19 protein-coding genes and 2 pseudogenes are annotated in these 26,614 nt (G+C 60.8%); 16 read left to right on the top strand and 5 right to left on the bottom strand.

Features of this window, described 5'->3' with window-relative positions; genetic code table 11:
- Window positions 1-182: 182 nt before the first annotated feature.
- The 5 genes and pseudogenes from ABIB78_RS31130 (at window position 183) to ABIB78_RS31110 (ending at window position 8,109) form a co-directional block, all read left to right on the top strand.
- The gene (locus tag ABIB78_RS31130) at window positions 183-5,186 is read left to right on the top strand and encodes an AAA domain-containing protein (protein WP_429031559.1); all 5,004 of its coding nucleotides are present in this window, start codon (window positions 183-185) and stop codon (window positions 5,184-5,186) included.
- A 479-nt stretch (window positions 5,187-5,665) separates the two neighbouring features.
- Window positions 5,666-6,274 (top strand): annotated as a pseudogene (locus ABIB78_RS31125) (type IV toxin-antitoxin system AbiEi family antitoxin domain-containing protein).
- Window positions 6,267-6,878 carry a nucleotidyl transferase AbiEii/AbiGii toxin family protein gene (locus ABIB78_RS31120; RefSeq protein WP_429031557.1) on the top strand — a complete coding sequence of 204 codons (612 nt, stop codon included), beginning with the start codon at window positions 6,267-6,269 and terminating at the stop codon, window positions 6,876-6,878. The pseudogene ABIB78_RS31125 and the gene ABIB78_RS31120 overlap by 8 nt, the downstream one beginning before the upstream one ends.
- Entirely contained in the window at window positions 6,859-7,137 is a 279-nt protein-coding gene (locus ABIB78_RS31115; RefSeq protein ID WP_429031555.1) for a nucleotidyl transferase AbiEii/AbiGii toxin family protein, read from the top strand. Before ABIB78_RS31120 ends, ABIB78_RS31115 begins: the two co-directional genes overlap by 20 nt.
- Before the next feature lie 450 nt (window positions 7,138-7,587).
- On the top strand, window positions 7,588-8,109 hold the full coding sequence (locus ABIB78_RS31110; RefSeq protein ID WP_429031553.1) for a thermonuclease family protein: 522 nt from the start codon (window positions 7,588-7,590) through the stop codon (window positions 8,107-8,109).
- Window positions 8,110-8,474: 365 nt separating this feature from the next.
- Here ABIB78_RS31110 and ABIB78_RS31105 read toward each other — a convergent pair whose 3' ends face one another.
- Window positions 8,475-9,668, bottom strand: a complete 1,194-nt coding sequence (locus tag ABIB78_RS31105; protein WP_429031551.1) for an IS91 family transposase — start codon at window positions 9,666-9,668, stop codon at window positions 8,475-8,477.
- A 9-nt stretch (window positions 9,669-9,677) separates the two neighbouring features.
- Window positions 9,678-10,538, bottom strand: a complete 861-nt coding sequence (locus tag ABIB78_RS31100; RefSeq protein WP_429031550.1) for a tyrosine-type recombinase/integrase — start codon at window positions 10,536-10,538, stop codon at window positions 9,678-9,680.
- A gap of 583 nt (window positions 10,539-11,121) precedes the next feature.
- On the opposite strand from ABIB78_RS31100, the gene ltrA reads away from it, so the two are divergent.
- From ltrA to ABIB78_RS31080, 4 genes and pseudogenes are all read left to right on the top strand, one after another.
- On the top strand, window positions 11,122-12,513 hold the full coding sequence (ltrA, locus tag ABIB78_RS31095) for a group II intron reverse transcriptase/maturase (RefSeq protein ID WP_429031548.1): 1,392 nt from the start codon (window positions 11,122-11,124) through the stop codon (window positions 12,511-12,513).
- Window positions 12,514-12,729: 216 nt separating this feature from the next.
- The gene (locus ABIB78_RS31090; protein ID WP_028153819.1) at window positions 12,730-12,912 is read left to right on the top strand and encodes a hypothetical protein; all 183 of its coding nucleotides are present in this window, start codon (window positions 12,730-12,732) and stop codon (window positions 12,910-12,912) included.
- Window positions 12,913-13,412: 500 nt separating this feature from the next.
- On the top strand, window positions 13,413-14,363 hold the full coding sequence (locus tag ABIB78_RS31085; RefSeq protein WP_429031545.1) for an ArdC family protein: 951 nt from the start codon (window positions 13,413-13,415) through the stop codon (window positions 14,361-14,363).
- A 128-nt stretch (window positions 14,364-14,491) separates the two neighbouring features.
- A pseudogene (locus tag ABIB78_RS31080) lies at window positions 14,492-16,606 on the top strand (ParB/RepB/Spo0J family partition protein).
- Between the two features lie 150 nt (window positions 16,607-16,756).
- On the opposite strand, the gene ABIB78_RS31075 reads toward ABIB78_RS31080, so the two are convergent.
- Window positions 16,757-17,086, bottom strand: coding sequence for a hypothetical protein (locus ABIB78_RS31075; protein WP_429031543.1), 330 nt, complete (start codon window positions 17,084-17,086; stop codon window positions 16,757-16,759).
- Complete coding sequence (locus ABIB78_RS31070) at window positions 17,083-17,277, bottom strand: hypothetical protein (protein ID WP_429031541.1); 195 nt, start codon at window positions 17,275-17,277, stop codon at window positions 17,083-17,085. Before ABIB78_RS31070 ends, ABIB78_RS31075 begins: the two co-directional genes overlap by 4 nt.
- Window positions 17,278-17,514: 237 nt before the next feature.
- Between ABIB78_RS31070 and ABIB78_RS31065 the strand changes: the two genes are divergently transcribed.
- From ABIB78_RS31065 to ABIB78_RS31050, 4 genes are all read left to right on the top strand, one after another.
- Window positions 17,515-21,864 carry a strawberry notch-like NTP hydrolase domain-containing protein gene (locus ABIB78_RS31065; RefSeq protein WP_429031539.1) on the top strand — a complete coding sequence of 1,450 codons (4,350 nt, stop codon included), beginning with the start codon at window positions 17,515-17,517 and terminating at the stop codon, window positions 21,862-21,864.
- A 1-nt stretch (window position 21,865) separates the two neighbouring features.
- Window positions 21,866-22,924 (top strand): DUF7146 domain-containing protein, encoded by a 1,059-nt coding sequence (locus ABIB78_RS31060; protein ID WP_429031537.1) that lies wholly within the window; start codon window positions 21,866-21,868, stop codon window positions 22,922-22,924.
- Between the two features lie 319 nt (window positions 22,925-23,243).
- The gene (locus ABIB78_RS31055) at window positions 23,244-24,182 is read left to right on the top strand and encodes a DUF2493 domain-containing protein (RefSeq protein ID WP_429031536.1); all 939 of its coding nucleotides are present in this window, start codon (window positions 23,244-23,246) and stop codon (window positions 24,180-24,182) included.
- 237 nt (window positions 24,183-24,419) lie between these two features.
- Window positions 24,420-24,896 carry a hypothetical protein gene (locus tag ABIB78_RS31050; protein ID WP_429031534.1) on the top strand — a complete coding sequence of 159 codons (477 nt, stop codon included), beginning with the start codon at window positions 24,420-24,422 and terminating at the stop codon, window positions 24,894-24,896.
- Here ABIB78_RS31050 and ABIB78_RS31045 read toward each other — a convergent pair.
- A complete protein-coding gene (locus tag ABIB78_RS31045) occupies window positions 24,883-25,098 on the bottom strand; it encodes a DUF736 family protein (RefSeq protein ID WP_429031532.1) in 216 nt (71 codons plus the stop codon). The genes ABIB78_RS31050 and ABIB78_RS31045 overlap by 14 nt on opposite strands.
- A gap of 75 nt (window positions 25,099-25,173) precedes the next feature.
- On the opposite strand from ABIB78_RS31045, the gene ABIB78_RS31040 reads away from it, so the two are divergent.
- The 3 genes from ABIB78_RS31040 to ABIB78_RS31030 all read left to right on the top strand — a co-directional run bounded on the left by ABIB78_RS31040 (window position 25,174) and on the right by ABIB78_RS31030 (window position 26,559).
- Window positions 25,174-25,440 carry a hypothetical protein gene (locus ABIB78_RS31040; protein ID WP_429031530.1) on the top strand — a complete coding sequence of 89 codons (267 nt, stop codon included), beginning with the start codon at window positions 25,174-25,176 and terminating at the stop codon, window positions 25,438-25,440.
- A gap of 1 nt (window position 25,441) precedes the next feature.
- Window positions 25,442-25,765 carry a DUF736 domain-containing protein gene (locus tag ABIB78_RS31035; protein WP_429031527.1) on the top strand — a complete coding sequence of 108 codons (324 nt, stop codon included), beginning with the start codon at window positions 25,442-25,444 and terminating at the stop codon, window positions 25,763-25,765.
- Window positions 25,766-26,274: 509 nt separating this feature from the next.
- Window positions 26,275-26,559 (top strand): DUF2285 domain-containing protein, encoded by a 285-nt coding sequence (locus ABIB78_RS31030; protein WP_429031524.1) that lies wholly within the window; start codon window positions 26,275-26,277, stop codon window positions 26,557-26,559.
- Window positions 26,560-26,614: the final 55 nt, after the last annotated feature.

The raw sequence follows: 26,614 nt of genomic DNA, 5'->3' as shown, positions 1-26,614 counted from the left end.
GCTGTGCTCGGTGCCAACTGAATGGCGTCGGCTGTTTGCGGGAGGTATGCGGAAGTGGATAGTTAACAGCAAAATAACCTCGCGAGAGTTGTGGTGCTACGATCATACCAGTTGAAGGGGCGCCTAAAATACGCAACGATTCGCTCTAAAGCTGTCCATAACTTTTAGGGGTCCCGCTCGCCGTGCCCGCCCAAATAACTGTAGAAGACGAACTGGCCGCACGGCGGTTGGCGGGCCTGCTTGATTACGTCGAGGCGCTCGTCAAGCTGGATGAGCGCGTTGCAACGCGACTGTCGCAGCACAAACTCGCCGATGGATCCCATTTCGCTCTTCACCAGCATGAAATCGTAGGACTTCCTGCAATCCAGTGCGATACCAGTGACGCTGACGGCCCGATCTGGTTGCGGGTTCAACGCCTGCAGCGCACGACGCCGCCGGCGATTGACGGCGCCGGCAAGGAGTGGATCGAGGTTTCTAACGATCCGCTTCGCGTTCCGGTTATACACGACGCACTTCATATCCGTGTGCCCGAGGCGGAACAGCAGCGGCTAATAGCGACCTGCGAAGCACGCCCGGAAGATTGCGTCCCATCACTGAAAACGGAGAAATCAGATACCCCCAACCAAAAGTTCTACGATGTTATGTTGCGTCTGGGGGATCGGCCGGCGCTTCAAGGCGCGCTTGAACAATACTGTGCCGGCCCCTGGTCGCTTTGGTCCGAGGTAGAGAAGCCGCGAAGGCGATCCATCGCCGTTTATCAGCGGCTCTTCGAGATCGCACAGCGATTACTCCAGTCTGGCGGCAGTGAATCGATCGAGTTGGTGTGGGGAATCGGTCTAGCGCGATGGAAGCACCTTTCCGAGCTCGTCGACCTTCCAATGATTGAATGCGGAGTTGAAATTGAAATCGCCGAGACGGGCAACGCCGACATTACCGTTCGCCCGCGTAGCGGTGTGACGCGCGTTGAACTTCGGCCGTTTGAGAAGCTCGCCGGCGCGCGATTTGTGCTGGCGGAAGACGCGGCGCGGCGCTGCCTTCGCTCGCTGGAAGGGCCAGATAATGAAGGAATCTCCCCGTTCCGTGCGGAGACCTTTGAGCCCATCCTAAAAATCTGCGGTGGCCAGCTTGACCCCGAAGGCCGGTTTCTTCCCGACCACCGTTCGCTGCCGGCATCTGAGCCGGTTCCTGAGCCCGAGGGAGAATATCTGACGGTGAGCGACCGTTACGTGCTGTATGCGCGCCGACGGTCGAGCAATTCCGTACTGCGTGATATCGAGCGTCTCAAGAAAGAAGTGTCTTCGGAGGACAGCAAGCCGATTAAGATTGAAGGTGCGGCCCGAACGCTGGTCCTGGGTCCCACCGACGGTGTTGACGACATGTTCAAGCCGTTGGGAGACCGCTTGGGTGCAGCCGGCGAGGTCCAACTGGACGCAGAGGAGGGGGCGGTTGACCCGGATCATGGCGACCTGTTCTTTCCCAAGCCGTTCAACGACGAGCAGGTCGAGATCATTCGCCGCCTGGAGAAGTCGGATGGGATCGTGGTTCAGGGGCCGCCAGGCACCGGAAAAACGCACACCATCGCGAACATCATTAGCCACATGCTGGCGACGGGACGGCGCGTCCTTGTCGTTTCGCATGGAGAGACTGCGCTACGGGTCATTCAGGACCAACTGCCCGAGGGTGTACGCGATCTTGCAATCAGCGTGACAACATCCGAACGCGAGGGGATGAAGCAGGTCGAGAAGGCGATCGGCCTCATGCTCGGGGTAGTTAACACGATCGATACGAACCGCGCGCGGCAGGTGAACATTATTCGCGACCTTGAGGCCAACATTCTTGCGGACAGAAATCGCCTTGGCGAAATCGATGTGCGTCTTGCAAAAATTGCGACCCAACATCTCTTGCCGATACCTGGCTCTACCGAACTGCCGTTTGAGGCCGCCAAACGGGTGATTGAGGACAAGGCGCGTTATACATGGTTTTCGGATCGGCCGGTGCGATCGTTTTCGGAAACGGGCGTGACCCTGGCCGAGATCGACGCGCTTTTCACAGCGCGCAGAACGGTCAAAGGTGATCTCAAATACCTGGGAGAACAATTTCCTAGCCCCGCCAACTTGCCAGATCCCGAGACTGTGCGTGCCTGGCATCTCGATTTGATTGCGGCACAAGCCCTTACAGCCGAAAATGCGGCTTCCGAACCTTTAACCCGGCGCGCAATTGCAACGCTTGGCATCGACAAGGCTGCCGAGCTTGGCGAGCGGCTGCAGCGCCTAGCGTCGAGCATATCCTCTCTCCGGGACCAATCCTGGGCATGGACGTTGACCGAGGCCATCCTCGAGCAAACGGCAATGGCCGGTCGACTCGAACCTCTCGCGCATGCATTTTTGGCCGACGCGCGCGATTTAGTGGCGCAGCGCGCGCCATTTATTGCAAGGCCAGTCCATCTCCCGAAGGAATTGCCGCCTGCAAAACAGCTCTCTCAAATTCTGGCAACCCTCAGCATCGGAAAGAACCCGTTTGGACTGATGGCCTTCGGCACCAAGAGTCATCAACCCGTTTTTGAAGCGGTGAGAATTTCAGGCCTGCGGCCTACCACGCCGAACGATTGGCAACACGTTCAGCGATTCATTGAATTCTGCAGTGCGGTCACGAGCCTATCGGCGCGTTGGGAGACGCTCAAGGTGGAGCTATCAGGGCCAAACGATCTCTCGTTTGCGGTAGAATCGGTATTCCTGCTCGATACACTTTCCGACACGCTCCATGCCTGCCTGACCGGCGTGCCTGGCCAAATAGCCGAAGTATCGAGGCAATTGTCGGTGGCCCTCGGTAATCGCGATGAAGCGAGCGCGATTTTGCGGCATCCCACGGCGACTGCCGCCTTCTCTCAGGCATTAGCACATCACGTTTCGTCTGTAAGGCTGGCCGCCGTCGCAAAGAACGTTGCAGAAGCGGTGGCACAATTCGACGGCAGCAAAACCGATCTGGCAGGATTTGCGCGGCAACTCTTGACCGAACTGATCGGAAAGCCGAACGCGGATATCGAACGGCTGACGCGCGTGTGGCAGGGTATTCTTTCTAAACTAGGTCATGTTCGTGCATTAGGGCCTTTCTTCGATCGCATCACCAACACCTGTGGCGAACTCTCGAAGGCAGGAGTACCAGCATGGGCCGAGCGCCTACGAAGCGAACCTGCCAACGAAGCAACAGATCCAACAGCGCCAAACGACTGGCGGGAGGCGTGGGAATGGGCGGCGCGGTTGACCTACCTCGAAAATATTGGAGCCACCAGTCATCTCGCCCAGTTGCATCAGGAGCGGTTGGAGGTAGAGAAGGCTCTTCGCGACGGGTTCGCCACGCTCGTGAAGGAAAGAACCTTCTTCAATCTTGCCGCTACAATGAAGGGATCCGCCAAATCCGCCCTTCAAGGTTTTGCCAACATTATTCGGCGTTTGGGGGCCGGGACCGGGCAAAGGGCCGTACTGCATCGTCAGAACGCACGTCTAGCCATGCAGAATTGCTACGAGGCGGTACCGTGCTGGATTATGCCTACGTGGCGCGTCTCCGAACAGTTGCCTGCAACCCTCGCCAGTTTTGATCTCGTGATCCTTGATGAAGCGTCGCAGTCCGATGCGCGCGAATTACCAGCGCTCTTGCGCGGCAAAAAGGTGCTTGTTGTTGGTGACGACCGCCAGATCAGTCCGAGCTCTGCTTTCCTGTCGATCGCGAACATCGCGCGCCTACGACAGAATTTCCTTAGCGAGTTTCCTTTCCGTGCGGAAGTTGAACCGGGGTCTTCGATCTACGATCTCGCGCGCGTTATGTTCCCCGCCAAATTCGTCATGCTGAAGGAGCATTTTCGATGTGTCGAACCCATCATACGTTTTTCGATGCAATTCTATAATCAAGACCTGGTGCCGCTTCGCATTCCAAAGCCAAGTGAGCGGTTGGACCCGCCGCTGATCGATATTTACGTAGAGGATGGACAGCGCCGAGGAAAATCCAAGGTCAATCCGCGAGAAGCTGAAGTTATCGTTGAGGAGATTGCGGGGATCGTCGAGCAGGCGTCGGCTGTCGAAGGATCGGTGCGGTCAATCGGGGTCATTTCCCTTATCGGCGTCGATCAGGCTCTGCATATTCAGAAGCTTCTGATGGAGCGCATCGGCGAAGCGGCCATGATGCGCCATCGCGTTGTGTGCGGTGACAGTGCGTCCCTCCAGGGAGACGAGCGCGACATCGTCTTCATTTCAATGATTGCCGATCGTTCCCGCAAACAATCGCAGACATCCATTCAGTATCAACAGCGGTTCAATGTGGCATTGTCGCGGGCAAGGGATCGGATGGTGCTTGTGCGGTCCGTGAAAGAGGAAGAGCTAAATCCAAAAGACCTGAAATCGAAAGTGATCGGACACTTCCGCGAGCCGATGCTGAACGTCGTTAACCCTAGCTTGGACCTCATTGATCTCTGCCAGTCTGAATTCGAGCGGGCTGTGTTTATGGCACTTATCGAACGGGGATACCGCGTCATTCCGCAAGTGGGATCTGTGGGGTTTTCCATTGATATGGTGGTCGAGGGAGAAGGTGGAAGGCGTCTTGCTGTCGAATGCGACGGCGACAGGTATCACGGCCCGGAGCGTTGGGCGGACGACATGCGCCGGCAGCGCATCCTGGAGCGCGTAGGTTGGAGCTTTTGGCGCTGCTTCGGTTCCAACTACCAGATCGATCAACAAGGCGTTATGGACGATCTAATTCAGACGCTCGATCGTATGCATATTAAGCCGATCGGACTCGAACCGGTCAATCGAAGTTATTCCGAGCATCGTGTCATTTCGCCTGCTGCAGAAACGTCAGGCGATTTTGCGGCGACGCAGGTAGACAGGACAATCTCGGTAGCAGCCTTGCGAGCTGAACTCGATCCCACATCAAATGACGCTGATTCGGAATACCGATTAGCTCCTGGCGACCGCGTCGTCATCCGGTATCTCGACGTGGAACCGTCGCGGCCGGAATTTCTCACAATAAGCGACATCGCGGATGATCCGATCAATGGCTACCTGATGTTGTCCTCGCCGCTTGGACAGGCGCTGTCGCAAGGCTCGCCAGGAGATGAGTTAACCGTTCAGGCAGGCGAAAAAGAACGCGGTGTTCTGTTTGTTTCGTTGGAAACCGTGTCGGCTCAGGCAGCTTAGCGGACATTTCTCGCGTCGGTCTTGTCGTATTAAAACGAGGCCCAGCGAATTCCCGGTCGAGACCGCTAGATTCGTCGCGGAAAGTGCCGCGTCATGGAACGTGGCCACCCTGCGCAGCTAGGGCAAGCACGAAGGCTGCCCCACGAAGCTATACATTGCGTTGGCGCCGGATGGCCGCCAATTGCGGCTCGGCAGGACCGACGAACACAATATCAGACCATGACGGTGCGGCCCGCGTTCTGGGACACCTTGTGTCAGATTCCCATGCTGTCAGCAGAACGGAGCGCGCAGAGTATGGCCGGCCGACCACGCCAGTTGTGGCGCGGCAAGCGGGCCGTAGAGGATCGGATTTTGTTCCGCAGGATATCTATAACGCGGTAGTTCCGTATGATATGAAATGCAGGATATAAATAGGATATATCCGACAAATCGGATCATGAGCCACGGCCAAGCTATCCTCGACCCAACAAGACCGTGCCATCGAACTCCTCAAGGAGCGCGGCATCGGGCCCTTCCGAGGTTGCCACGGCAGGGATCACGGCCGCGACTATCGCCCGCATGAAGGAAAAAGGCCTCGTTGTCCAACTCGGGCGCGGTCTCTACCAACTGCCCGACGCGCCCATCGATACGCACCATTCCCTCGCCGAAGCCGCCAAGCGCGTGCCCAAAGGGGTCGTCGCGCTGACCTCGGCGCTCGCCTTCCATGACCTGACCGATAGCATTCCTTCGATGGTCTGGCTCGCCATCGGTCCCAAAGACCGCCAGCCCCTTCCAACCAATCCAGCCATGCAGTTCGTTCGTTTCAACCCGGAGCGGCTTCAGGAGGGCGTGGAGATCCATACGATCGAAGGTTGCCCGGTGAAGAATCTTCAGCCCGGCCAAGACCGTCGTCGATCTTTTTCGCTACCAGCGGAGCGCCGGGACACGCTATCGTCACAGCACCCGGCCTCAACCTCGCGCTCGAAGGCCTGCGCGAGGCCCTGCGAACCCGTAAGGCCAAGCCTTCGGAGATCGCAGGTTTCGCACGCAAGGCGGGGGTTTGGAAGGTCATGCAACCTTATATGGAAGCGATGACCGCCAATGGCTAACCCACCCAAGAATGTCGCTGCCTCGGTTCGCACGCGGCTGCTTACGCTCTCCAGAGAGCGCGACCAGCCCTTCGACCTTTTCCTCACCCACTACGTGCTGGAACGGCTCCTTTATCGCCTCGGCTCGACGGATTATCGCAACCGCTTCGCTCTCAAGGGCGCGACGCTGCTCGCAACCTGGGTCGACAACCAGTTCCGGCCGACGCGCGACCTCGACCTTCTCGGCTCGGGCAATCCCGACGCGCTCTTGGCGATCTTCAAGGAGATCGCCGCCGTCGATGGCGTCATCTTCGATCCGGCCAGCTTCACCGTCGACCGCATCCGCGACGAAAACGAATATGGCGGCGTCCGGATCAAGGGCGACGCCACGGTCGATAATGCCCGCGTTCGCGTCGTAATCGATATCGCATTCGGCGACGCCATCGAGCCCGGCGTGCAGGAAACTGATCTCCCGGTGCTGCTGGATTTTCCGGCGCCCAAGCTGCGCTCCTATCCGCGCGAGACCGTCATCGCCGAGAAATTTCCAGGCGACGGTCGCGCTCGGCTTCGCCAACACACGCCTGAAAGACTTGTACGACGTCTGGGTGCTGATCCGCTCCTATAAGTTCGAGGGCGACACGCTGGCCCGCGCCATCAAGGCGACATTCGCGCGCCGCAAGACCGAGATTCCGACCGCACCGCCGGACGCATTCACCCCGGCCTTCACCGAGGACGCCGGCAAGAAGGATCAGTGGGCGGCGTTCACCAGGCAGGTCGCGGTCGACCCGGGTCCCCTGACGGATGTGGCCAAGACGCTTGCGGAGTTCTTGATGCCGCGCGCACAGGAAGCCCGAGCCCTGAGGGACGGGGAGAAGGCGACCTAGAGCATGATCCGGAAAAGTGTGAAGCGGTTTTCCGAAAAGATCATGCTCAAACAATGAGCTAAAGCGCGATGGCGATTCAACCCAATCTGATCGCGCTTTAGCCGGGACGACCATGATGATCATGCCGATGATCATCGTGGTTAGAGAGCGCTGCAGCGCCTTGCCCCATCCCAAGGGGCGCGCCGGGACGAAATTTACGCGCTTTGCCAGCTGAACAGCCTGCCATTTAACGCGACCGGCGACGTTATAAGGAATGACGGCGTCTGGAAGGTTTATGAATCCACTTGGCAGATGGACGCACTTCTGTTCTGGGCTCGCGTCGAAGGACGCTGGCTGCGCGGCATGGAGTTTCATTTCCCGAGCCGCCAGAGAACCTGCCAGCGCTGAAACCACTTCAGAGCTGGCCGAAATCCAATCCGCGAGATTTGCGATAGCTACAAGGTCATCGGAATGCGTCGAACCTCTGTCGCATTGATTCTCGCCATTATGTCGAGCGTGGCGTTGGCCGATCAGTTTGTCGGACAGGCCAGCGTGATCGACGGCGACACGTTGGAAATGCATGGCGTGCGCATTCGGCTTTGGGGTATCGATGCACCGGAGAGCGGCCAGCTGTGCCGCGGCGAAGACAGCTTACAATATCGTTGCGGTGCGCAGGCCGCGAACGACCTTGACGCCTTCATTGCCCGCCGTCCCGTCAATTGTGTCCCAGTCAGCCTCGACCCATATGGCCGCACGGTCGCGACCTGCTCGGTTGGTGGTGCGGACCTCGGCGAATGGCTTGTGCACAACGGTCTTGCGTTGGATTGGCTCCGATACTCGAGGGGCAGATATCACGAAGCTCAGCGCGAGGCTGAGCGCACCGGCCAGGGACTCTGGAAGGGCAGCTACGTCGAGCCATGGCTCTATCGTGCATGCATCCGCGCAAGTGGAAAGCCGTCCGCCTGTTCGGACGATGCAAATGCTCATCCTTGATGGAATCTCAGAGGCTTCAAATCGGTCCCGCGTCGCCGACGTCACCGCTTGCTCAGCGCGGGAGCGATTTGAAGCCGGATTGAACGAAGCCGCGTGTTGTTGGCCCGGGCCTTATGGGCGTTGAAGACAGGTAGCGGGTGCGGAGGAAGGCATAGCGCACGGCGACGGCCTGCTCGGAACGTTTGGTCGGCGACGGTAGCGTCGATTACCGGATGGATCATTCTTGATGACCCCGGGATCGTCAATGACAAATGTACGACGGAGAGACCGTAGCGGAACATGCGGGCGCGCCTGAGTATTCCGACGGAGGAGGTCGGGATTACGATCTGTGTAACGGATGCTCAGACGTGCGGGGTTAAAGGTGGTCATGACGTGTCGCACCGCGGTGCTGAACGTCGCGGCATTGGCGAGCGCGGATAAGGGCCGATCTCGATCATGCGACCTCCGCAGATGGGACAAAGGTCGATGCGATGCCCAGTCAGCACGGCGCAGCGCTCGCGATAGTCGGCCGACTTGACCCTCGGCGGCGGTTCTGGCGCTTGGAGAGCGCCGCGGATCAGTGCGAGCTTGGCGGCTCGGCAGGTGTTCGCCAGGAAGCCGACGTGACGGATACGGCGGAAGCTTTTCGGCAGAATGTGGAGCAGGAAGCGACGGATAAACTCATCGACTTCGAGCGTCATGACTTTGGACTTGTTCTCGTCGCGATAGTCCTTCCAACGGAAGCGAACATGGCCATTCTCGCAGGCCAGCAGACGGCTGTTGGCGATCGCGACACGATGGGTGTAGCGCCCGAGATAGGCGAGAACCTGCTCAGGCCCGGCGAACGGCCGCTTGGCGTAGACGATCCATTCGGCCTTGCGCAGGAGGTTGAGATGGCGGGCGAATGCTGTTGGCTCCGCGAGATGCGCAAGACGACCGAAGAACTCGAGCTTTGCAGCGTCGAACGCCGCCTGCAGGTGCTCGAGGAACAGACGGCGATAGAGCCGCGAGAGAACGCGCACTGGAAGGAAGAAGCCAGGCCGGCAATGAACCCAGTGCCCGCCGGGGCCAAGGCCGCCGCCCGGTACGAGGCAATGGGCGTGTGGATGATGCGTCAGCGTCTGGCCCCAGGTGTGGAGGATGGCGATCATCCCGGTCTCGGCACCGAGATGCTGGGAATCGGCACCGATACGGCGGATCGTCTCGGCGGCTGCCTTGAGCAGAATGTCGTAAACGATCGCCTTGTTTTGGAGAGCAATGGCGGCGACGGGTGCAGGCACCGTGAACACGACATGGAAGTAGGCAACGGGCAGCAGGTCGGCCTGGCGATCAGAAAGCCACTGGGCACGCGCCAGACCCTGGCACTTCGGGCAGTGCCGATCGCGACAGCTGTTGAATGCGACGCGAACCAGGCCGCAGTCATCGCACTGCTCGACATGGCCGCCGAGCCTCGCGGTGCGGCACGCTTCGATGGCCGCCATGACGCGGCGCTGGTCAGGCAGAAGCCGATCACCCTGCGCGACGCGGAATGCCTCGCCATGGCGGCGGAAAATGTCCGCCACCTCCAGTACGGGACGCATGAGGCTGCGCTAATCGGGAGGGATGACCTCCAAGGCCAGCGCGTCGAACGGACTCGGCGTTCCAGCGATCAGGCCGGTCGCGACCTGGGCGTAACGAGCCGTCGTCTCAAGATGGGAGTGACCGAGCAGGACCTGGATGATCCTGATGTCGGTACCGCTTTCCAGAAGGTGGGTGGCAAAGCTATGCCGCAGCGAATGGACTGTCACATGCTTGCCGATCCGAGCTCGCCGCCGCGCTACGCGGCAGGCCGATTGAAGAGCGCCGCGGCTGACATGGCTCCCGGGCTCCTGACCGGGAAACAACCACAAGCTCGGCCGCGCTCGCTTCCAATAGGCCCGCAGGATCTGCAGAAGACGCGGCGACAGCATCGCATACCGATCTCGCCCGCCCTTAGCGCTCTCAATGTGGATCAGCATCCGTCCGCTGTCGATCGCGGCGACCTTCAGCCGCACCACTTCGCCGATGCGCAGGCCCGTCGCATAAGCCGTCGTCAACGCAACACGATTCCGCAGGCCTACAACCGCCTGCAGGAAACGTACGACCTCCTCAGAGTTCAGAACCGGCGGCAGTTTCTCAGGGGCCTTGCCGGTGACGATCCGCTCGAACGCCTCCTTCTGCCCGAGCGTAATGCCGTAGAGAAACCGCAGCGCGCATGCCACCTGATTAACATGTGCCCACGAGTACTTCTGCTCGATCAGATGCAACTGGTAGGCTCGTACTTCCTCCATACCGAGCAGATCCGGGGAGCGGCCAAAATGCCGGCTAAACTTCGCGACTGCATAGATGTACGATTGCTGAGTCGAGCGCGACAGATTGCGGATCGTCATATCCTCAATCATCCGCCGGCGAAGAGGGCTTATCGTAGCCATCGGAGGGCTCCTGTTCTGAGTGGGATGGGCGTGAACAACCACATCCTCTCAGCCAGGAGCCCTCCGGTCAGCTGCCCTCCCTTACCGGCCAAGCCGCGAATCCCGCGTAGCGGGTTCGTTGTGTGCTGGGCATGCTCAGCAGCTTGGAGGTGAAAGTCCTCTGCCCAACCTGATGGAGGTGAAGGGCTAGCAAAGTGCAAGGGCTGCCGCCGCGAGGCGGTGTCTGAAGGAAGCATCGAGCAAACGCGTGAGTCGATGGACAAAAACCGAATACAAGGCGCTAGCGTCGGACAAGCGGGCAACGTACCGCGAAGTCCATATCCATCAAAGATGCGAAGCGTAGATTCGGCGACAGTGCGCGGAAGGCGGCTGAGCTTACCCCAGGAGATCTGTCCCGTGTCGCTTCGGCGACTGAGAATGCCGCGAGGCATCCTGACCGCGGGGCAGAAGTCAGCAGAGGGCATAGTGGGTCATGTCGTCGGCGAGGCTAGTGAGGCACTCCATGCCGAAAGGCGGAGTCAACAGATAGGCCGAGCCGGGAACGGTGACTGAAGGCCCGAACGAGAGGAGAGGCAATTAGGACATGATTCTCGAGAGCGACACGCGGCTGAACATCCAGTTGAGACTGGACTTCTCATCGACGCCGACGGGTGAAGCCCGGCAGGCGGGACGGGAAGACATCGAATCGCTCCCGGTGGTGCATGAACCCGAACGCCCAGCCAACACGAGCCGAATCATGGAGGAAATATGTGAACGAGCAAACTTGAAGGAGGCATTGCGGCAGGTGAGAAGCAACAAAGGCAGCGCGGGCGTCGACCGGATGACGGTCGATCAGCTTGGCGACTACCTGAAGCAGCACTGGCCGTCCATTCGGGAGCAATTGCTGAACGGAACCTACGAACCAAAACCGGTGAGACGGGTGGAAATCCCGAAGCCGGATGGAGGAGGGGTGCGAAAGCTTGGCATCCCAACCGTGCTAGATCGCTTTATCCAACAAGCGGTGATGCAGGTTCTGCAAAGGCAATGGAATCCAACGTTCTCCCAATACAGCTATGGGTTCCGACCGCGTCGGTCGGCGCATCCCGCCGTGGCTCAAGCGCAGCAATATATTGCGCAAGGCCACGGATGGGTGATCGATCTCGATTTGGAAAAATTCTTCGATCGAGTCAATCATGACAAACTGATGGGCCAAATAGCCAAGCGCGTCGAGGACAAGCGGCTGTTAAAGCTCATTCGGGCATTTTTGAATGCCGGGGTGATGGAGAATGGACTGGTCAGTCCGAGCGTGGAAGGAACTCCGCAAGGAGGTCCTCTTTCGCCACTGCTAAGTAACCTCGTGCTCGACGAACTCGACCGCGAGTTGGAGCGCCGAGGACACCGCTTTGCTCGATATGCGGACGACTGTAACATCTACGTTCGCAGCGAACGCGCGGGTCAGCGGGTAATGGAGAGCATCTCGCGCTTCATCTCACAAAAGCTCAAACTCAAGGTAAATGAGGCGAAGAGTGCGGTGGCACGACCGCAGGAGCGGACGTTTCTCGGGTTCAGCTTCACCGCTGGTCCAGGCATCAAGCGCACGATCGCGCGGAAATCTCTGGAACGCTTCAAACAGCGAATCCGGGAGATCACGCGAAAGGCAAAGGGCGTCAGCATCAAGACGACAATGGAAGAACTGGCCACCTATATGCGGGGCTGGCGCGGCTATTTCGGCTTCTGCGAAACGCCCGAGGTGCTGATAGCCCTCACTCGCTGGGTCCGACTGCGACTGCGGGCCGCTCTGTGGCGCCAATGGAAAACTCCACGGCGCCGCCGCGCAGCACTCATCGCAAATGGGGTCTCAGAGTGGGCTGCAAGGAACACGGCCGGCAGCGGCCGCGGTCCTTGGTATCTCGCCCGCAGCAGAGCCCTCTCTACTGGGCTCTCAAATGCATACTTCAAATCGCTCGGCCTGACATCCTTGTTCCAATCGTGTTAGCGCAACTTCTCGAACCGCCGTGTACGGACCCGTTCGCACGGTGGTGTGGGAGGGGCGGAGCTGCGAGGCTCCCCCCTATCCCGATCAATCCCAGCAAGGCGCCAATCCACAATGTGCAATGGTTTATCACCGCATTTGGGTCGGTGGATCTGGCGCGGCTTGGGCGACTCGCGCTACGCATCATTCCCAATCACCTCACTGCACAATGGGAATCAAATGGTTGCAGCCACCCGTGAATTGCCGGCTTCTGGTTACGCGCTTGAAGTGGACGGCCGGCTCAAAGCTGAATTTGCAACCAGAGACGGCGCCAGGGCAGGTGGCGAAGAACTAAAGAAGCGTTTTCCCATGCTTCAGATCAGGATCTATGACGCGCAGACGAATGCGCGCGAGGAAATCTAGATCCGCTGATTCAAGTTTTGGCGGAGTTGGTCGGCCAGAGCGCGTGCGGCTTTCGCCGCACCGGGCTCTCGTAAACCGAGCCGCTTTGCGTCTCGGCCGCGCGGCGTCGATCCCTCGCGCAAAGGGAGCGGAGCTCCTCGCCGGGGGCACTCGGAAAAGGGGCTCGCCTGCGGCGATCGCTATCACTGCCCCGTTCCCGGGTGCCGCTATTGAACCGGTCTCGTCGCTGCACTCGGACCCGCGTGCCCCTTCGGGTCGCTATGCTCACGCTCTCCGGGTGCCATTTTCCGTTGAGGCGATGCGCCCCTGGCGCACGCCTGGTCGGGCCTGCGGCCCTAGGTAGTTCAACGCAATTCCCATGAATATCCGATGCAAGGCGGGCTGCGTCGCAGATTTCGCATTCTCTCAGGTAGAGGCGAGAGTCAGAGTGTCGCGCGGTTTTGCCGTGACGGGTTACAGGCTGCGAGAGAGGCTCGCGGCGCCCGTCGCGGAGATCCGCGATGTCCAGACATTATCCTCGGGCGCGCACCAGTGAGGACCGGACGAGCCTTTATGACGAAATCACCAACAAGATCATCGCCGAACTGGAGGCTGGCCGAGTGCCGTGGGTGCAGCCTTGGGGTACCGCGGCGGCGAAGGCGACTTTGGCTATGCCCAAAAACGCTGCGACCGGCCGTCAATACAGCGGCATCAACATTCTGATTCTCTGGGGAGCCGCCACTGAGCGCGCATTCACCGGTCAGAGCTGGCTTACATTCCGCCAGGCGCTGTCGCTCGGTGGTCACGTCCGCAAGGGCGAGCGCGGCACGACCGTCGTCTACGCCGACCGCTTTGTGCCGGTCGACGAAAGGCGCCGCGCGAGCGAGAACGGTGAGGAAGCGCAGGCCATTCCGTTCCTCAAGCGCTTCACGGTCTTCAACAGCGATCAATGCGACGGCCTGCCTGCAGAGATCGCAACAACGGCGCCGCCTCCGCCGCCAGGCCTGATCGAGCCGCACGTCGAATACCTGATCAAGGCGACCGGGATCGACTTCCGGATCGGCGGCAACCGTGCCTTTTATGCGCCGAAGGAAGATTATGTGCAGGTGCCGCCACCCCAAGCCTATTTCGAACCGATCAATTGGCATCGAACGGCCCTGCATGAATTGGCACATGCCTGCGGCCATCCCTCACGTCTCAACCGTGACCTGTCAGGCAGCTTTGGTACCAAGAAGTATGCCTTTGAGGAGTTGGTTGCGGAAATCTCGTCTGCGTTCAGTTGCGCGTCGCTCGGTATCGTGCCTACGGTGCGGCACGCCGATTATATTGGCTCGTGGCTGGACGTGCTGCGCGAGGATAATCGGGCCGTCATGCGCGCCGCGAGCGCGGCATCGAAAGCCGCTGATTTCCTGCTCGCCTTTCTGCCGCCCGCGATCGATTCCGTCGTTGAGAGCAACCAGGAGGCCGCATGATGCATCCGCACGCCGTTTTAGCCTTCAGCAGATGCTGCGCGTTAGAGAGTGAGAGGAGCGCCGGCTTGTCTGTGATGGGGTGGAGGTCGAGAGAGAGTCTCCCGGCCGCCCGTCGTGAAGAATCTGACATGGCAAGCGTTCAGAAAATCAAACCCAGTTCCTCCCGCGATATTCCCTTCAACAAGTTGGTGCTCAGCCAGTCCAACGTCCGCCGCGTGAAGGCCGGCGTCTCGATCGAGCAACTGGCAGAAAGCATCGCTCAGCGCACGCTGTTACAAAGCTTGAGCGTTCGTGCGGTCGTCGATGCCGACGGACAGGAGACCGGCATGTTCGAGGTACCCGCCGGCGGACGACGCTATCGCGCTCGAATTGCTGGTCAAGCAGAAGCGTATGGCGAAGACGCAACCTGTCCCTTGCATTATCAGGGATGGAGGAGCATCGCCGAGGACGATTCCCTCGCCGAGAATGACGAGCGGGTCGGTCTACATCCGCTCGATCAGTTCCGCGCGTTCAAGCTGCTGCATGACGGTGGCATGAGCGAAGAGGATATTGCCGCCCGGCACTTCGTCTCGCCGGCGATCGTCAAGCAGCGCCTGCGTCTGGCGTCAGTGTCGCCGAAGTTGCACGACATCTATGCCGACGATGGCATGACACTCGAACAGTTGATGGCGTTTGCAGTGACTGGCGATCATGCGCGGCAGGAGCAGATTTGGGATGGCGTAGGCTGCTCCGGCAATGACGAACCCTATCAGATTCGTCGGATGCTCACGGAGGATACAGTGCGTGCGTCCGACCGCCGCGCGCAGTTCATCGGGCTCGAAGCCTACGAGCGGGCCGGCGGTACCGTGATGCGTAATCTGTTCGCGCATGACGACGGCGGCTGGTTGCAGGACGTTCCACTGCTCGACCGTCTCGTCACCGAAAAGCTGAAGGCTGAGGCCGAGACGATCGCGGTTGAGGGCTGGAAGTGGATCGCAGTGGCGGTCGATTTTCCCTCCGGCCACACCAACGGCTTGCGCGAGATTGAGGGTGAACCGGCTGATCTGACGGAGGAGGAGCGGGCGACGCTTGACGCCCTCAACGCCGAGTACGCCAAGATCGAGGAGGATTACAAGGACGCCGACGAACTGCCGGACGAGATCGATCAGCGCCTCGGAGAAATCGAGGCGGCGCGGTCCGTCCTGGAATCTCGATCGCTTGTCTACGATCCGGCAGAGATCGCCCGCGCCGGCGTGTTCGTCAGCGTCGATGCCGAGGGTTTGCTGTCGATCGCCCGTGGCTTCGTGCGGCCAGGGGATGAGGCACCCAGCGCCGTCGATTCCGAAAGCGAAGTACAAGGCGACGTCCAGACCAACGACGACAGGCCAGCTGCCAATGGCGTGGTCCAACGCGGTGATCACGGTCGGCGGTGCGCCAGCGGTCGAGGAGGAGGACGACGACACGGTCAGGCCGCTGCCGGATCGGCTCATCACCGAGCTGACCGCGCATCGCACACTGGCGTTGCGCAATGCGCCGGCGAACGATCCGGCCGTCGCCTTCCAGGCGGTGCTGCACAATATCGTGCTGGCAACTTTCTACCGCTTCGCGTCTTCGGACGGCTGCCTGGAAATTGCGATCCGGACCCCGACCTTCCCCGCTCAAGCACCCGGCTCGAAGGAGAGTGCATCGGCGCAAGCTATCGACGCTCGCCATGACGGATGGAAAGGCCGCCTGCCCAAGGACGAAGCCGATTTGTGGAACGTGCTCACTGCGTTCGACGGAAAAGAGCAGGCCGCGTTGTTCGCGCATTGCGCGTCATCCGCGGTCAACGCGCTCTACGAGCCAGCCAACCGCTACAATGAGGGACGCATCTCCGCCCACGGCACACGCCGAAGGCTCGATCATGCCAACGTTCTTGCCCGTTCCGTCGGTCTCGACATGGCAGCAGTGGGCTGGAGGCCGACTGTCGACAACTATCTCGGCCGGGTCACCAAACCTCGCATTCTCGAGGCCGTGCGCGAGGTAAAGGGCGAACAATCGGTGCAACTCATCGATCACCTCAAAAAAGGCGACATGGCGCGGGAAGCCGAGAGACTGCTCGAGGGACCGGATGGCTGCCTGAACCACTTCGTCTCGATGAGGTGGGCGCGGTAGGAGAGCCAGCTGCAGATCCCGAGGCGCTATCGGAGTTCCTCGCGGCCCGCGAGGACGAAGTTGACACCGAGGCCGACGACGAACGGCCGCACATCATTGCGGCAGAATAATCTACCAGGTGCGGGCGCTCCGGCCAGCCCGCACCTTCTTATCTTAAGCCTTCCCAAGCCCGGCATTCCGGGCCGGGTTTTTTCTTTTTGAGGCCTCCAGGATCATCTCGATGCGGCTCGAAGAAATCTTGCCATCGTTTCTCAGCGTAGTTACGTAGGTGAATTGGACTCGGAATTCTCTGCGCCGTCATTGTCGTCCAATTCGACGAGATAGACCAGCAACATTCCATCAGACGGTTGAGCATCTTTGGAAGCCTCGCTGAATGTTGCGATCTCGTCCTCGTAGCCCATGCGCGCTCTCAACTCGGCCTTGCCATCCCACAACGGTGAGCCATTGGAATGTGCTGACACAAAATCTTCGCGTAGCCACGGCGCGTTGCAAATCTCGCTCGCTTCACGGAGGCTCTTTGCTTCGAACGTGAGCGTTGGCTTGCCGTCGATTTCGATCGTAAAGACCGAAGGAAAAAGCGTGGGCGTCATGTTCGCTTTGCCTTTTCGGCGGCTTCACGCGCCAATCGCAATGCCCTCAAGCGTTCGCGATTTTCGTGAAACGCCTTTTGTGCCTTTTCATGCTCGCTCACGGCTTTCTCGGTCTTGACCGGCCCGAATACTTTCAGCGCCTCTCGTTCGGCTGGCGTGGTTACTCGTCGCCTGATCGTCTCGTGGTTCATCTCGTCACTTCGCCTGTGATTCTCGATAGGCAGAAAGATAGCGCGCCGCCTCGTGTGACAAAAGGGCCTGTTTCCCTTCACTTCCGTGGTGCGGAGCCACTTGGCCTGCGTTTTTTGGCGGTCAGTCAGCGTAGCCGCCACCGTAAGAGGGAGAGGCTGGCCGGGATGGGTTTGAGCCGGCGCGGTCGAGAGAGCGCCCTGCGGCTCGATCCTTCCCCGCTCTCCGAGGCTTCCTCCATGACGATCATTCCCGCATCCGTGGCCGCTGTTGCGGCCGCGCCGCTTCGCGTTACGCCCACTTCGCTGAACAAGGCCGGCACGATCGCTAGAGCCGCGCAACATCTTCTTCTGCATCTAGAGCGCGGTCAACGCGTCGATGCACCGATGTTGCGCGAGGCGATGGAAAGCGCCTTTGGTGCCTCCGACGCCGATGGTGGATGGGACTGGAAGACGGCTTACGACGCCTGTGAGGCGGCCACCGTCCTGTTCCTTCGCAAGTTCGGTCCGGCCATGCGCGCGCGTGCCGATTCGTCTGCAGCGATGCTGCCGATGCTGGCAAAGATCGCCGGCCTTCTTCCCACCCACACCCGCCGTTCTGAAGACAGTGAGGCGCTTCAACAGTTTAGCACGCCCCTTGCGCTTGGCTTCGCGGCGAGCACCGCAGCGGCGATCACGCCGGCGGATGTTGTGCTGGAGCCTTCGGCTGGCACGGGCTTGCTGGCGATCCTGGCCGAACTGTCGCGCGCGTCGCTTGTTCTCAACGAATTCGCCGAAACCCGCGCTGGACTCCTTTCACTTCTCTTTCCCGGCATCGCCGTCACGCGCTTCGACGCCACCCATATCAACGATCATCTCGACACCGGTATCACGCCAAGCGTCGTCCTGATGAACTCGCCATTCTCGGCCGCCGCCAACGTGGATCGCCGCATGGCCGACGCTGCCTTGCGACATATCGCGTCGGCCCTGGCGCGGCTCCCCGAAGGCGGCCGGCTGGTCGCGATCACCGGGACGAGCTCTTCGCCGGACAAGCCGGTCTGGCGCGATGCCTTCATCCGGTTGCAGGAACGCGGGCGCGTCGTCTTCAGCGCCGCCGTTGCCGGCGAGGTCTACGCCAAGCACGCTACCACCATCGAGACGCGGTTGACTGTGATCGACCGATTGTCCGCGGACGATGCGACAATATTTCCGTCCTCTCTCGGCGTGGCGCCGGACGTTGCCACGCTGCTCCGCTGGGTCAGGGAGTACGTTCCAGCGCGGCTGCCGATATCTGCGGCTGTTGCCGCTCCGTCGATCACGCGTCCGTCCGTTTCGGGACCAGTCCGCGCCCACGCTATGCGCCCGTCCGGCATCGCGGCTCCTACAGCGGATCCTGCAGCGGCTGAACTCGCCTATGAGACCGTTGCCTGGACACCGGCTGAGGGCGGCCGGATCACCGAGGCGCTTTACGAGGAATATGCACTTCAATCGATCCGCATTCCCGGTTCTCAACCACATCCCACCAAGCTGGTCCAATCCGCCGCCATGGCGTCGGTGGCACCACCGACCCCTTCCTATCGGCCGCACCTCCCGTCTGAGATCATCATCAACGGTCTGCTGTCCAATGCGCAGCTTGAGTCCGTCATTTATGCCGGCGAGGCGCATTCCCAGCTGCTTGCGGGATCATGGACCGTTGACGAGACTTATGACCTCGTCTGCGCGGCGCGCGATGATGCCGACAATGCCGTGCGATTCCGGCGTGGCTGGTTTTTGGGAGACGGCACCGGCGCGGGGAAGGGCCGGCAGGTCGCCGGCATCCTGCTCGACAACTGGCTGAAAGGCCGCCGCCGCGCGGTGTGGATCAGCAAGTCCGACAAGCTGGTCGAGGACGCCCAGCGCGACTGGTCGGCGCTCGGCATGAAACGGCTGTTGGTCACGCCGCTGTCGCGCTTTCGCCAGGGCACACCGATTCGTCTGGAACAGGGCATCCTTTTCACAACCTACGCTACGCTGCGCTCCGACGCGCGCGACGAGAAGGTTTCGCGGGTCAAACAGATTGTGGAATGGTTGGGTGCCGATTTTGACGGTGTCGTCATTTTCGATGAGAGCCACGCGATGCAGAATGCCGCAAGCGGCAAGGGCGAACGCGGCGATCAGGCCGCGTCGCAGCAGGGTCGCGCGGGGCTTCGCCTTCAGCATGCCATGCCGAACGCGCGCATTGTCTATGTCTCGGCGACCGGCGCCACTACGGTTCATAATCTCGCCTACGCCCAGCGGCTCGGGCTGTGGGGAGGGGAGGACTTTCCGTTCGCGACGCGCAGCGAGTTCGTCGAAGCAATCGAGGCGGGCGGCGTCGCGGCCATGGAGGTGCTGGCCCGCGATCTCAAGGCGCTTGGTCTCTACACGGCGAGGTCGCTGTCCTACGAAGGAATTGAGTATGAACTGATCGAGCGTCAGCTCACGGATGAGCAAATCCGCATCTATGACAGCTATGCCGGCGCCTTCGCGATCATTCATAACAATCTCGCCGCGGCCATACGGGCGGCGAACATCACCGGCGCGACCGGCACGCTGAACGCGCAGGCCAAGTCCGTGGCCAGATCAGCGTTCGAATCGGCGAAACAGCGCTTCTTCAATCATCTGATCACGGCGATGAAGACGCCGTCATTGATCGCGTCAGTCGAGTGCGATCTGAGCGACGGCCATGCCGCTGTGATCCAGATCGTCTCGACCGGCGAGGCGTTGATGGAACGCCGGCTTGCCGAAATCCCGACCGAGGAATGGGACGACCTCCAGATCGACATCACACCGCGCGAATATGTGCTGGATTATCTGGTACACAGCTTCCCGACCCAACTCTATGAGCCGTTTACCGACAGGGAAGGTAACCTGTCGTCGCGCCCGGCCTTCCGAGATGGCCAGCCGGTGCAATGCCGGGACGCCGTCGCGCGTCGTGACCTCTTGATCGAGAAGTTGGCGTCTTTGACGCCGGTTCAAGGAGCGCTCGATCAGATCGTGCAGCGTTTCGGCACCGACATCGTGGCGGAAGTCACAGGGCGCTCGCGGCGTATCATAAGCAAGCGAGGGAATGATGGCGTCGACCGCCTCGTCGTCGAGAACCGCGCCGGCTCCGCCAACCTCGGCGAGACCCAGGCATTCATGGATGACGTCAAACGCGTCCTCGTCTTCTCCGACGCCGGCGGTACCGGGCGCTCCTATCACGCGGAGCTGTCGGCGAGGAATCGGCGTTTGCGGACGCATTATCTCCTGGAGGCCGGATGGAAAGCCGATGCCGCGATTCAGGGATTGGGCCGCACCAACCGCACCAACCAGGCACAAGCTCCGTTGTTTCGACCCATCGCCACCAATGTGAAGGCTGAGAAGCGCTTCCTTTCGACCATTGCACGGCGCCTCGACACGTTGGGTGCCATTACAAAGGGACAACGCCAGACCGGCGGGCAGGGCCTTTTCCGCCCCGAGGACAATCTCGAAAGTCACTACGCGCGCGATGCGCTGCGCCAACTCTACGTTCTGCTGGTCACGGGCAAGGTCAGGGATTGTTCGCTTCAGGTGTTTGAGGAAGCGACTGGACTGAAGCTCACCGACCCAAATGGCATTAAGCACGAGCTGCCGCCGATCACAACGTTTCTCAATCGACTGTTGGCCCTGACCATCGATCTGCAGAACATCCTCTTCACCGCGTTTGAGCAATTGCTGACCGCGCGGATCGAGGGCGCAATCGCGTCCGGCACCTATGATGTTGGACTGGAGACGTTGACGGCCGAGAGCTTCGTCGTCGCCGACCGACAGACGATCTACACCCATCCCGGCACCTCCGCCGAGACCCGGCTGCTGACGATTACCCAGCGCGAGCGCAATTGTCCGGTCACATCGGATGAAGCGCTGTCGCGTTTCTCCGGTCCCCGCGCGGTTCTTCTGGTCAACAGCCAGTCGGGCCGCGCCGCCGTACAGGTTCCGGCCCGCAGCGTGATGCTCGACGATGGCGAGGTCGAACGCCGGGTTCGTCTCATCCGACCGATGGAGCATCCGACCGTCCCGCTAGCCATGATGCCGCAGAAACATTGGCAGGAAGTCGATCGCCACACCTTCGCCCGCGCCTGGGCGGCCGAAGTCGCCGGGGTTCCGGAGTTCACCGATAGCGAAATCCACATCGTTGCAGGCCTTCTATTGCCGATTTGGAAGCGCCTGCCGAACGAGTCGACGAGGGTGTATCGGCTGCAGACCGATAGCGGCGAGCAGATTATCGGTCGCAAGGTCTCACCCGCGTGGGTCGCCAGTGCGCTGGAAGTCGGAACGTCGAGTCTTTCTCCCGCCGCCGCCTTCACCGCGCTTATCGATGGCAAGACCATCCTCGATCTCGCCGACGGTCTTCAGCTCAGGCGTGTCCGCGTAATGAGCACGAACCGGATCGAATTGACCGGTTTCTCGGGACCCATGCGGGATCGGCTGCGCGCCTACGGCCTGTTCGGCGAGATCATTTCGTGGAAGCTGCGTTTCTTCGTCCCGGTCGATAGGACCGGTCCTGCGATCCTCGCCAGGGTTCTGGAGTGCTGTCCCATTGCCCGCATCTCCGATCGCGCGGCGGCGTGACATGCCGCGCAATGCGGCAGAGCTGGCACATCGCCTCGCGCGCGAGGCCGAGGCGGTGTGCCGTCACTATCTCTCCAAGGGACGTCGCGTCGGCAATTACTGGCAGGTCGGTGACGTCAGGAATACGTCGGGCCGCTCGATGTTCGTCCGCCTGAAAGGCGGTGACACCGGTGGCCGCCCGGCGGGCAAATGGACCGACGCGGCAACCGGTGAGCACGGCGACCTGCTCGACGTCATCAGAGAAAGTTGCGGTCTGGTTGATTTCCACGACGTTATCGAGGAGGCACGACGCTTCCTTAGCCTGCCAAGATCCGAACCGGAATCGAACAATCGGCCTCATTCGCCTTCAGCGTCGATCGGTTCACCGGAGTCGGCGCGGCGTCTGTTTGCCATGTCGCAGCCGATTGCCGGAACGGTCGTGGAAACCTATCTGCGAAGACGCGGGATCACCTATCTGCATGGCATCGGTAGCCTCCGATACCATCCACGCTGTTACTATCGTCCCGACGCCGACACGCCAACCGAGACCTGGCCCGCGATGATCGCCGCCGTGACCGATCTACAAGGCCACATCACCGGCGCGCATCGCACCTGGCTCGATCCGTCAGGGCGCGACAAGGCACCGGTCGATACCCCACGCCGCGCGATGGGTCATCTTCTCGGTCACGCGGTCCGCTTCGGTCCGGCTGGCGATGTCATGGCAGCTGGCGAGGGTATCGAGACCATGCTGTCGCTCCGCTGCGTCATGCCCACCATGGCGATGGTCGCAGCACTTTCGGCCGCGCATCTCGGAGCCATCCTGTTTCCGGCAACGCTGCGCCGACTCTATATCGTCCGTGACGACGATCCGGCCGGCGATGGCGCGGTGGCGGCACTGTTCGACAGGGCGCAGTCGGTCGGGATCGAATCCATGGTGCTGTCGCCGCAGTGTGGAGATTTCAACGGGGATCTGCGGCACTCTAACATCAACGCGCTGCGTGCGGCTTTGCACGTCCAGCTCGTGTCTGAAGACGTGGCTCGATTCCTGAGGACGAGAGCTTGGACCCGGAATAGGGGATGAGGCTCTTATTCCGCTCCGCCGACGCGCGATCGATCCCGAGGCTTCTTCTATTGTCAGAGAGGACCGCGCTCATGGCCTTCTTGAGAGGGCGACCGTGCGGCGAGCGGACCGGCCACGCAATGGCGGGAGCCGACTATTTTCCGTCGCGCCCTAAAGAGGGCGCTTTACATCGCGAAACAAAATAGTCGGCTCCCGCCATCCTCCGCTGGCGCTCCGGCCGCGGTCGCTGCGCTCGGCGGTGCAGGTCCGGCCCGCCTGCCGCCTTTCGTCGCCATGAAGGCCGCGATGAGCGCGGCCGATCCGACCAAGGAAAGCCGCCATGACGATCGAGCGCACCGAAACCGACTACGAGCAGCCATGCGCCACATCCCCGACCGATCACGTCCTCACTGGACTCCAGCTTCACGGCTATCGCCCCTTCCAGGACGAACCCGACCCGAGACCGCTGCCCGAAGGATGTCACGTCGCGGCCGCCGTCGCCGACATCTTCGACGCCCTCATCGCGAGCTTGAGCGAAACCCGCCTCGAACCCGACCTCGAAGACCTCTTGTGGTCGGCCGTCAACCTTTTCCACCGCGCCAACGAACGGATCGAACGCGAACTCGACGACAACGAACAGGCGCAGAGGCGCAGCCAACGCGACCAGGATGGCTCCGAAATCCGCTCGGTTGAACTCGAGCGTCTTACCGCCGAGGGTATGACGCTGATCGAGCGGCGCGACAGCATGGAATACTTCCGCGACCAGGCCGCAGACCATTTCGTACGCCACACCGGATCGCACTGGCATCCGCGCAGCGGCTCGATCGTGAACCACCGCGCCATGACTTCGGCTGTCATCGACAGCCGGGACTTCCTTGCCGCCAAACGCAAGGCCGAGACCGAGGTGCTATTGCCCGCCGGGCCGAAGGTCGCATTCACCGGCGGCCTCGACTGCAACGATCATCGCCTGATCTGGGACAAGCTCGACCAGGTCCATGCCAAACATCCGGACATGGTTCTCTTGCACGGCGGTTCGCCGAAGGGCGCCGAACGCATTGCCGCCCGCTGGGCCGACCACCGAAAGGTTCCGCAAATCGCCTTCAAACCCGATTGGACCAAACATGCCAAGGCAGCACCGTTCAAGCGCAACGATCAGATGCTCGACGTCCTGCCGATCGGTGTCATCGTTTTCCCCGGTACCGGCATTCAGGACAACCTCGCCGACAAGGCACGAAAGCTCGGGATCCCTGTCTGGAAATTCGGCAACGGCGGCGCGTAAGCGCCACCTTATTCCTGTCTGAGTTGCTATCCATCGAACCCGCAGAGCGACAATGCCGCTCTGCTGGTTACAGCGAACTGGGCCATGCGCTCGGCCGGCCTATTGCGGCCGGAAATCTGGCTCGCCAGCCCGGCCGCTAGGGATTCCAAACGAGCACAGTATCGGCTATTCCTAGGACCGCGCCGTGGTGGTGGTGGAAGGCGCGACCCTTGCAACCTTTGTCACGGGACCATCACCATGCTTATCATCGGCATTCTCCTTAATGTCGTCGGGCTCGGTATTTTCTGCTGGGCTCTGTTCGCGCTTGCAATCCATGCATTGCCGTTCTTCGTCGGCATGACGGTGGGGATCTATTCATCTCAAGCCGGAGCAGGTCCCTTAGCGGCCATCGTCGTCGGCTTCGTTACGGCCGGGTTCACGCTCGTGGTCGGGCAGTTCGCCCTTTCCGTCGCACGCTCACCGATTGTCCGCGTTGTCATCGGGTTACTATTCGCGGTCCCTGCGGCACGCGCCGGTTATGGCGAGACGCTTGCCCTTGCACAGCTCGGTATTTCCTCGGAAGGCTGGCGGGAATCATTCGCTTTGTTTGGCGCCATCGCTGTTGGGAGCATTGCCTGGGCTGGTGTATCGACGCAGATCGATCCCGCCCTCAGACCGGGTGCTGCAGTCAGCCCTATGCAGGCGCCGCGTGGAGCGGCGACTATGGGCGGGTGACAGCGCGCGTTTGTCGTCTATCTCCGTTGGCGTGGATCGGAGCGTTGAAGCTCGGATCGTCCAGCTTGACCGAGAGATAATCGCGGCTCTTGTTGGAGACTTCGATTGAGCCGGTGATCTCGTCGGCAGCCCACGATCCGCTGTGTCGCTTAGTGTGCGTTGTCTTCTGTCTGCGCGGCGACAGGCGGCCACCTTTCTGCACGCCAGGTTTTCTTTTCCTTCGCTGGGAATGCGGAGCTTCTTGTGTGAGCCGATCGCCGCCTGGCACTTCTCCTGAATGCTGTTCAGCGCACGCGAGCACCTAGCCTCTCATTGGCTTGATCTGGCCGAAGGCCGGCTGCGCCTCGATCGCCTCAACCGCAATGGCGGCGGTGAGACTTTCTTCCCCTGGGCTTCGCCCATTCCTCGCGAGGCAAGAAAGTCTCACCGCCGCCATCCTCCGCTGCGCTGCGGCCCAACGGGTGCGGCGTCGATCGCCTTCGGCCTTCAGATCGCCATCGAGGCCGCGGTGGTCGCGGAGCTCGAAAACAGCAAGGAGAAGTGACATGGCTAACATCGGCTCATTCAAGAAATCCGGCCAGGAATTCCAGGGCGAAATCGTCACCCTGAGCCTCCAGACCAAGGGCGTCCGCATTGTCCCCGAGACAGACCGCACCAACGACAATGCTCCGAGCCACCGGGTCTACGTAGGTCGCGCCGAGATCGGGGCCGCCTGGTCGAAGCGCTCCAGCGAGGGCCGCGATTACCTCTCGGTCAAGCTGGACGATCCGAGCTTCAACGCTCCGATCTACGCCAACCTCTTCGACGACGAAGACGCCGAGACCTTCACCCTCATCTGGTCCCGCAGTCGCAAGTCCAACGGCGACTGAGGCATAGGTCAGCATGCGAACGCCCCGCTCATCTGAGCGGGGCGCTTCATTGTCGCACTGTCCGACTGCGCCCGCTCGCCATCTGCGCGGCGTGCCAAGGCTTCGCCTTCCTGAGGGGCTGTATGAGTCGCGCTATCGCGAAGGTAGCGTGGCTGTTTCCTAGGTACGGCCTATGTCGCCGCCGATCCGGCAAGCGGGACCGGCGGCGATGACGCGCATCCGGGTGCGGCGGGTCGCCGGGCCGCCAGACCGGCTCGCGGAAGATCAAAATCCGACTTTTATCTATGACGGTCTTGAAAGGGGCGCGCTCATTTTCGCTTGGATGTTTTGACCCGTGCGCCGCGCGCTTCGTCATCGGGTATTACTAGGTCGACGTGACTCACACATACTATGAGGTTTATCTCCTATAATATGTATTTGCGCATGCCCTGGCGGTGCCAGAATTGATCTGGGCTAAAATTAGGCGACTGGCCTCGGGAGATTAGAATAGCTCCCGGCTATAGAGTGTCATGAAGAAGCCACCCCTCAATCCCGACGTCGCTGATCAGGCTCCGACCAATTCAGTGCTCACAGTCTATGATGAAGAGAACATCATTACCTATCTGCGGCTGCTTGATGCCGACGCCGAAGGAGCGGATTGGCGCGAGGCAGCGCAGCTTGTGCTCCATATTGACCCGGAACTTGAACCTGTTCGGGCAAGAACTGCATTCGAAAGCCATCTGATCCGCGCGAAATGGAAGACTGAACAGGGATATCGCCATTTGCTGCGGGGTGGTGCGTCCAATTCAGAATAGTCAATTGCGCTTTTGCAGGGCCGTTGGAAAAAACTCCTCCAGCATTGAAGGATCG

The organism is Bradyrhizobium sp. I1.14.4, assembly GCF_050435825.1.
In the GTDB taxonomy this organism is placed as follows: domain Bacteria; phylum Pseudomonadota; class Alphaproteobacteria; order Rhizobiales; family Xanthobacteraceae; genus Bradyrhizobium.
The sequence above is the reverse complement of the archived record's forward strand: the minus strand, read 5'-3'. Positions and strand labels throughout refer to the sequence as shown.